The following is a 7,267-nucleotide window of genomic DNA, read 5'->3' as shown; positions in this document are numbered from 1 at the left end:
CGCCGCAGCAGCAGCGCGCCGCCGAGCACACCCGCGTTGACGACGGCGAACCCGCCGAGCACGGCCGCACGGGTGCCCGAGGACACGGTGTCGGGAGTCGACCCGTGCTGGTCGTGGGCGCCGTCGTCGACGCCGTTGCCGTGATCCATCTCGGCCATCTCCTCCTCGGTCATGTCCGACATGTCGTGACCGGAGTGCTCGGAGTGCTCGGAGTGCTCAGGTGACGGTGACGGGGTGGTGCTCTCGTGCATCGAGGGCCGACCGGGAGACGCCGTCCCGGGCTCGGTGGCGGCGCTCACCCCCGCGGTCCACCCCACCAGCGCGAGCGCGGCCGCGGCCGCTCCTGCTGCGAGTCTCATCGGTCGCCTCCTCGGGTTCGACTCGAAGTGTCCGGGGCGGCGACGGGGGCCCGGATGCGCCGATCCGCCCACCGGTCCGGGCCTTTGGTCCCCGATCGCGCCGGGCCCAGCAGCACCGGATCAGCGCCGGGTCAGGGCTTGATGGAGATTCGATGAAGATCCGGGCCCGTGCGGGTCGGGAGGCGGGTTCAGGGCAGCACGAGGCCGGCGTGCAGCAGGTCGGCCGCGAGGTCGACGAGGCGCCCCTCGTCGACGCCGGCGGGAGGCTCGAGCGCGATCCGCAGGCAGGTGCTGAGGGCGACGCCCAGCGCCAGGTAGATGCGCGCCTCGGCCTCGGCCGGCGCCAGGTGCGGCGCATGCACCGCGACGAACATCCGGGTGAACTGGGCGAGCTGCTGCTCCACCTCGGGCAGCACGTTGCTCTGGGCGCCGAGCGGCACCTCGTTGACGAGCGCGGACGTGAGTGGTCGGTGCCGCTGCAGTGCCGCCACCAGGGTCGCCAGCACCTGGTGGATCGCATCGCGGGTCGGGAGCGCCACCGCCGCCGACATCGCGGCGGTGAGGTCGCCGAGGATGTCGGCGGTGCTGCGGACCCGCAGCTCGCGCACCAGGTCGTCCTTGTCGTCGAAGTAGCGGTAGAGCGAGCCCACGCTCACCCCGGCCGCGGCGGCGACGCGGTTGGTGCTCAGGCCGGCGTACCCCCGCTCGGCGAGCACGCGGGTCGTGGCTTGGAGCAGCCGGTCCACCATCGCGCGGGAGCGGTCCTGGGCCGGGCTGCGGCGGCCCCCCATCAGCGGTCTCCGGAACGCGAGTAGAACATGAGCATTTGCTCACTTTACCGTGGGAGCCATGGCCGATGTCCTCCGCAATGCGACCGTCGAATCCGTCGCCACCCCCACCCGCTTCGGCGCCGACCCCGAGTGGTCCCGCCGCGTCACCTGGCCGCTGCGTCTGGTGACCGGCCGCGACGCGGAGCCCACCCGCGAGGAGCTCGACCGGCTGCGAGCGGGGCTGCTACGTCGCGACGAGGCCGCGCACGACCTCGTCCGTGCGGTGCGCGAGGAGCACAGCGTGACGATGCCGCAGCTCCGGCAGGCCCTCGAGCACGGCATCGAGACCGTGCCGGACGCGCCGGCGGCGCTGCGCGACTTCTTCGAGCTGGTCGAGTCGCGGCCGGACTGGGTCGACGACGCCCTGCTGGACCGAGGCGCGCGCGCCATGCAGAAGATCGGGTGGGACGGCTTCGACCTCCTCACCTGGGGCTCACTCCTGGGCGGCTACCGCTCCGCCGCCGCCCTCGAGCCGCTGGTGCGCTCCGGCCGGCTGCTGGGCAGCGGCGCGGCCCGGCGTACGGCGGAGACGAGCCGGTGGTTCCTCGCCTGCATCGAGGACGGCGGGCTGCGCCGGGAGGCGGAGGGCTGGCGGTTGTCGGTGCACGTGCGGGTGATGCACGCGTTCGTGAACTACCAGCTCGAGCACGACCCGACCTGGGACTGGACGCTGCGCGGGACGCCGATCAACCAGTACGACCAGGCGAGCACGCTCGCGGTGTTCAGCACCACCCCGCTGCTGCAGGCCCGGCTGCTGGGGTTGCGGATCAGCCGCCGCGACTCGGCGGCGATCATGCACCTCTGGAGCTACATCGGCTGGCTGATGGGCGTGGACGACCACTGGCTGCCGCACACCGAGCAGGCGGGACGCCGGATCATCTACCACCTGCTCTCCTTCGACCCCGGGCCGGACGACAACAGCCGGATGCTCGCCCGGGCCCTGGTCGACAGCCAGGCCGACGTCCCCGGACCGCGCTGGCGCGGCGTGCTCGCCCGCGAGGTCGGACTGAGCACCGCCACCTTCCTCAACGGCCGGCGCGGCATGCGCGAGCTCGGACTGCCGGCCCGCCCGCCGTGGTATCCGGCCCTGCGCGTGCCGGCGAACGTCTTCTGGACCCACCTGGTCGGGCGGCTGCCCGGCGGGGAGGAGCTCGTCGTACGCCGCGGCCGCCGTGGACGCGACCGACGAGTGCGGCTCCAGCACGGCCGACTCGTGGACGTACCCGCGGTGGGCTGACGTCTCACCGGGGCACCGGTGCGACATGTGCCACAACCCCAGAAGCGTCTCGGACGGTAGCCTGCCCCGCGGAGATCAAGCCGAGAGCAGGAGACACATGCCGGAGCCGAAGCCGCTGGAGAAGGTCCTCGTCGCCAACCGCGGGGAGATCGCGGTGCGCGTGATCCGCGCCTGCAAGGATGCCGGGATCGGCTCGGTCGCGGTGTACGCCGACCCGGACCGGGACGCCCTCTTCGTCCGGCTCGCCGACGAGGCGTACTCGCTGGGCGGCGCCACGCCGGCCGACTCCTACCTCGACATCGCCAAGATCGTCGACGTGGCGAAGCGGTCCGGCGCGGACTCCGTGCACCCGGGCTACGGCTTCCTCGCGGAGAACGCCGACTTCGCCCAGGCCGTGATGGACGCCGGTCTGATCTGGATCGGGCCGCCGCCGGCGGCGATCGAGGCGCTCGGCGACAAGGCCAAGGCCAAGCACATCGCCGACAAGGCGAACGCCCCGCTGGCGCCGGGCACCAAGGACCCGGTCAAGGACGCCGACGAGGTCGTCGAGTTCGCGAAGGCCAACGGGCTGCCGGTCGCCATCAAGGCGGTCTTCGGTGGCGGCGGCCGCGGCCTCAAGGTCGCGCGCACGATCGAGGAGATCCCGGACGCCTACGAGTCCGCGGTGCGCGAGGCGGTCACGGCGTTCGGCCGTGGCGAGTGCCTGGTCGAGAAGTTCCTCGACAAGCCCCGGCACGTCGAGACCCAGTGCCTCGCCGACCAGCACGGCAACGTCGTGGTCGTCTCCACCCGCGACTGCTCGCTCCAGCGTCGCAACCAGAAGCTGGTCGAGGAGGCGCCCGCGCCGTACCTCACCCAGGAGCAGCTGAGCGAGCTCTACGAGTCCTCGAAGCGGATCCTGCGCGAGGCCGGCTACTACGGCGCCGGCACCTGCGAGTTCCTGGTGGCCCAGGACGGCACGATCTCGTTCCTCGAGGTCAACACCCGGCTCCAGGTCGAGCACTGCGTGTCCGAGGAGGTCACCGGCATCGACTTGGTCCGCGAGATGTTCCGGATCGCCGCGGGCGAGGAGCTCGGGTACGACGATCCGGAGATCCGCGGCCACTCGATCGAGTTCCGCATCAACGCCGAGGACGGCGGCCGCAACTTCATGCCGGCGCCGGGCACCCTCTCGGCCTGGAGCCCGCCCAGCGGTCCGGGCGTCCGCCTCGACGGCGGCTACGAGAACGGCGAGACCATCCCCGGCTCGTTCGACTCGCTGATCGCCAAGCTGATCGTCACCGGGCGCGACCGCACCCAGGCCCTCGAGCGCTCCCGGCGCGCGCTCGACGAGTTCGTCGTCGACGGCATGCCCACGGTCATCCCGTTCCACCGCGCGGTCGTCTCCGACCCCGCGTTCATCGGCGACGGCGAGAAGTTCGACGTCTACACGCAGTGGATCGAGACCGACTTCGACAACCAGATCACGCCGTACGACGGCGAGGTGGCCGAGGCCGCCGAGCGCGAGGAGCGGCAGGCGGTCGTCGTCGAGGTCGGCGGCAAGCGCGTCGAGGTCGTCCTTCCCGGCGGTCTGGGCGGGCTCGCGGTCGGCGGGGGCGGGTCGGCGAAGAAGCCCGCGCGCGCCGCGGGCAAGAAGTCCGGCGCGGCGGCCAGCGGCGACGCGGTCACCAGCCCGATGCAGGGCACGATCGTCAAGGTCGTCGTCGAAGAGGGTCAGCAGGTCGCCGAGGGCGACACGGTGGTCGTCATCGAGGCGATGAAGATGGAGCAGCCGCTCAAGGCGCACAAGGCGGGCACGGTCACCGACCTCGCCGCCGAGGTCGGCCAGACCGTCGGCAACGGCGCGGTCATCTGCGAGCTCAAGGACTGACCCACGACGTCGACCGTGCCGACTCGGCGCCAATGCAGGCTCTCAGGGTGCCGACTCGGCGCCAATGCAGGCCCTCAGGGTGCCGACTCGGCGCCAATGCAGGTCCGGGCCTCGATCTCGGGGCGAGTTCGCACTGCAGTAGCGCCGACTCGAGCCCTTCTGGACCTGCAGTAGCGCCGACTCGACCTCAAGGGATGGGGCGCAGGGCCGCGCTGAGGGAGGCGAGCGTGGCGTCGACGACCCGGTAGTAGGCCCACCTGCCCCGCTGCTCGCGGGTGACCAGGCCCGCGTCGACGAGCTGCTTCATGTGGTGCGACACGGTCGGCTGGGACAGCCCGACCGGCTCGATCAGGTCGCACACGCACGCCTCGCGGCCGGCCCGGGTGGCGATCATCGACAGCAGCCGCACCCGGGTCGGGTCGCCGAGCGCCTTGAACTGGCGCGCCAGCTGCTCCGCCTCCTCGGGCGCGAGCTCACCGTCGGTGAGCGGCGCGCAGCAGGGCGTCACGTCGGTCAGCGGGATCGAGGTCGCCATGCGGTCGATCCTACTCCCACTCATTGACAAACGTCGATGGATGGGTATGCTCTCGCATATATCGACGTTCATCAATGTGAAGGAGTGACGCCCATGTCCACGACCGACGAGCTGCGCGAGCAGGTCCGAGCCCGCTACGCCGAGGCCGCCACCGCGGTCCGCGCCGGCGCGACCAACGTCGAGGTCAACGACCGGGTCAGCGCCCAGCTCAACGACGGCCTGCAGGTGGTCGACGACGGCTGCGGCGACTCCTGCTGCGGCGGCACCACGGGGACGATCGACGACACCTTCGGCGCCGGCCTCTACGACGCCGCCCAGCAGGGCGACCTCCCGGCCGAGGCGCTCGCCGCGAGCCTCGGCTGCGGCAACCCCACCGCGGTCGCAGCCCTCCGCCCGGGCGAGCGGGTTCTCGACCTCGGCTCCGGCGGCGGTATCGACGTGCTGCTCTCGGCCCGTCGGGTCGGCGAGACCGGATTCGCCTACGGCGTCGACATGACCGACGAGATGCTCGAGCTGGCCCGTGCCAACGCGGCGACCGCGGGCGCGACCAACGTCGAGTTCCTCAAGGGCACGATCGAGGACGTCCCGCTGCCCGACGCCGCGGTCGACGTGGTGATCTCCAACTGCGTGATCAACCTGTCGGTCGACAAGCCGGCCGTGCTCGCCGAGATGTACCGCGTGCTCACCCCCGGCGGGCGGATCGGCATCTCCGACGTCGTGGCCGAGGACCACCTCACTCCTGCCGACCGGGCCGAGCGCGGCTCCTACGTCGGCTGCGTCGCCGGAGCCCTGTCGCGCCGCGAGTACCTCGACGGGCTGGCCGCCGCCGGATTCGTCGACGCGGAGGTGGAGTTCACCCACGCGGCTGCCGACGGCATGCACGCGGCGATCGTGCGCGCGACCAAGCCCGCGACCGCCTGAGCGCGGTCCCCTCGCGACCGCTAGTTTCGGGGGCATGGCCGCTCCCACCGTCCCCACGCTGCGCGAGCCGAGCCAGCGGGTCAGCCCGCGGGCCCGGCTGATGTGGGGCGTGGGAGCCGCCCTCGAGGGCGCCGCCGTCGTGCTGGCGCTGCTCGTCGCCGGGCCGATCGCCGACTGGCTGCCGATCCCGTGGTGGGCGCTGGCTCCGGTGGCGCTGGCCGCGGCGGCGTACGCCGTGGTCATGCCGCAGTGGCGCTATCGCGTGCACCGCTGGGAGGTCACCGGCACCGCCGTCTACACCCAGACCGGGTGGTGGGCGCGGGAGCGTCGGATCGCCCCGATGTCGCGCATCCAGACCGTCGACCACGCCGAGGGCGCGATCGCCCGGCTGTTCGGGCTCGCGACCGTGACGGTGACGACCGCGTCGGCCGCCGGCGCGCTGGAGATCGCGGGGCTCGAGCGCGACCGCGCGCTCGCCCTGGTCGACGAGCTGACCCTGATGGCCGACAGCGTCCCGGGCGACGCCACGTGACCCTCGCCCCCACCCCTGCCCCCGGGCTCGACGGCTGGCAGCGCCTCGACCCACGGATGCTGCTGGTCTACCCGGTCAAGGAGCTGGCCCGGTTCCTGCCGGTGCTGCTCGGCGTCTTCGTGGCGGGTACGGCGTCCGGGGGCTCCGGCGCGTGGTGGCAGCTGGCCGGGGTGGGCGTGCCGGTCGGGCTCGGGGTGCTGCGCTACGTGACCACGTCCTATCGCATCGCGCAGGGGCGGGTGGAGCTGCGCCGGGGCCTGGTGAACCGGCACGTGCTCTCGACCCCGGTGGACCGCGTGCGGACCGTCGACATCACCGCGCCACCGGTCCACCGGCTGCTCGGCCTGACCTCGGTGCGGATCGGCACCGGGACGGCCTCCTCGGACGAGGACGACCGGCTCGACCTCGACGGCCTGCCCGCCGAGCGCGCCCGCCGGCTGCGCGCCGAGCTGCTCAGCGGCGACACCGGCACGTCGGAGCTGGCCGCGGCGGCCGTGCTCGAGCTCGATCCCGCCTGGGTGCGCTACGCGCCGTTCACCAGCTCCGGGCTGGTCATCGCGGCCGGTGTGCTCGGGCTCGGCAGCCAGGTCGTCGACACACTCGGTGGTGTCCACGTGGACACCGCCGAGCTCTCCGACGGCGCCGGCGCCTGGTCGCTCTGGGTCGCCGTGCCCCTCGTCCTGGTCGCGCTGCTCGTCGTCGTGACGCTGCTCTCGATCGGTGGGTACGTCGTCACGAACTGGGGCTTCCGGCTGAGCCACACCGGCCCCGCGCGCGGCGGGGCGTGGCACCTGCGCCGAGGACTGCTCACCACCCGGGAGACCACGATCGACGACGAGCGGCTGCGCGGCGTGGTGGTCGGCGAGCCCCTCGGCCTGCGGCTGGCGGGCGCCGCACGGGCGTCGGCGATCGTCACCGGCCTGGACCGAGGTCAGGCGAGCAGCGCGGTGCTGGTCCCGCCGGCGCCGCGCGACGTCGTCGCC

Annotated in this window: 8 protein-coding genes; 5 read left to right on the top strand and 3 right to left on the bottom strand. The window is 73.0% G+C overall.

The window, feature by feature from the left end:
- Together VGD85_RS02080 and VGD85_RS02075 are read right to left on the bottom strand one after the other, a co-directional pair.
- On the bottom strand, window positions 1-359 hold a 359-nt coding region (locus VGD85_RS02080; protein WP_331061793.1), incomplete at its 3' end, for a hypothetical protein.
- 188 nt (window positions 360-547) lie between these two features.
- Window positions 548-1,150 (bottom strand): TetR/AcrR family transcriptional regulator, encoded by a 603-nt coding sequence (locus tag VGD85_RS02075; protein WP_331061792.1) that lies wholly within the window; start codon window positions 1,148-1,150, stop codon window positions 548-550.
- 58 nt (window positions 1,151-1,208) lie between these two features.
- Between VGD85_RS02075 and VGD85_RS02070 the strand changes: the two genes are divergently transcribed.
- Both VGD85_RS02070 and VGD85_RS02065 read left to right on the top strand, forming a co-directional pair.
- Window positions 1,209-2,426, top strand: coding sequence for an oxygenase MpaB family protein (locus tag VGD85_RS02070; protein ID WP_331061791.1), 1,218 nt, complete (start codon window positions 1,209-1,211; stop codon window positions 2,424-2,426).
- 97 nt (window positions 2,427-2,523) lie between these two features.
- On the top strand, window positions 2,524-4,296 hold the full coding sequence (locus tag VGD85_RS02065) for an acetyl/propionyl/methylcrotonyl-CoA carboxylase subunit alpha (protein WP_331061790.1): 1,773 nt from the start codon (window positions 2,524-2,526) through the stop codon (window positions 4,294-4,296).
- 187 nt (window positions 4,297-4,483) lie between these two features.
- Here VGD85_RS02065 and VGD85_RS02060 read toward each other — a convergent pair whose 3' ends face one another.
- The gene (locus VGD85_RS02060) at window positions 4,484-4,831 is read right to left on the bottom strand and encodes a metalloregulator ArsR/SmtB family transcription factor (RefSeq protein WP_331061789.1); all 348 of its coding nucleotides are present in this window, start codon (window positions 4,829-4,831) and stop codon (window positions 4,484-4,486) included.
- A 93-nt stretch (window positions 4,832-4,924) separates the two neighbouring features.
- On the opposite strand from VGD85_RS02060, the gene arsM reads away from it, so the two are divergent.
- From arsM to VGD85_RS02045, 3 genes are all read left to right on the top strand, one after another.
- Complete coding sequence (gene arsM / locus VGD85_RS02055) at window positions 4,925-5,752, top strand: arsenite methyltransferase (protein ID WP_331061788.1); 828 nt, start codon at window positions 4,925-4,927, stop codon at window positions 5,750-5,752.
- 34 nt (window positions 5,753-5,786) lie between these two features.
- Complete coding sequence (locus VGD85_RS02050; protein WP_331061787.1) at window positions 5,787-6,284, top strand: PH domain-containing protein; 498 nt, start codon at window positions 5,787-5,789, stop codon at window positions 6,282-6,284.
- The coding region (locus VGD85_RS02045; protein WP_331061786.1) for a PH domain-containing protein at window positions 6,281-7,267 on the top strand (987 nt) is incomplete at its 3' end. The genes VGD85_RS02050 and VGD85_RS02045, both read left to right, overlap by 4 nt.

The sequence above is a fragment of the Nocardioides sp. genome (genome assembly GCF_036401255.1).
In the GTDB taxonomy this organism is placed as follows: domain Bacteria; phylum Actinomycetota; class Actinomycetes; order Propionibacteriales; family Nocardioidaceae; genus Nocardioides.
The sequence above is the reverse complement of the archived record's forward strand: the minus strand, read 5'-3'. Positions and strand labels throughout refer to the sequence as shown.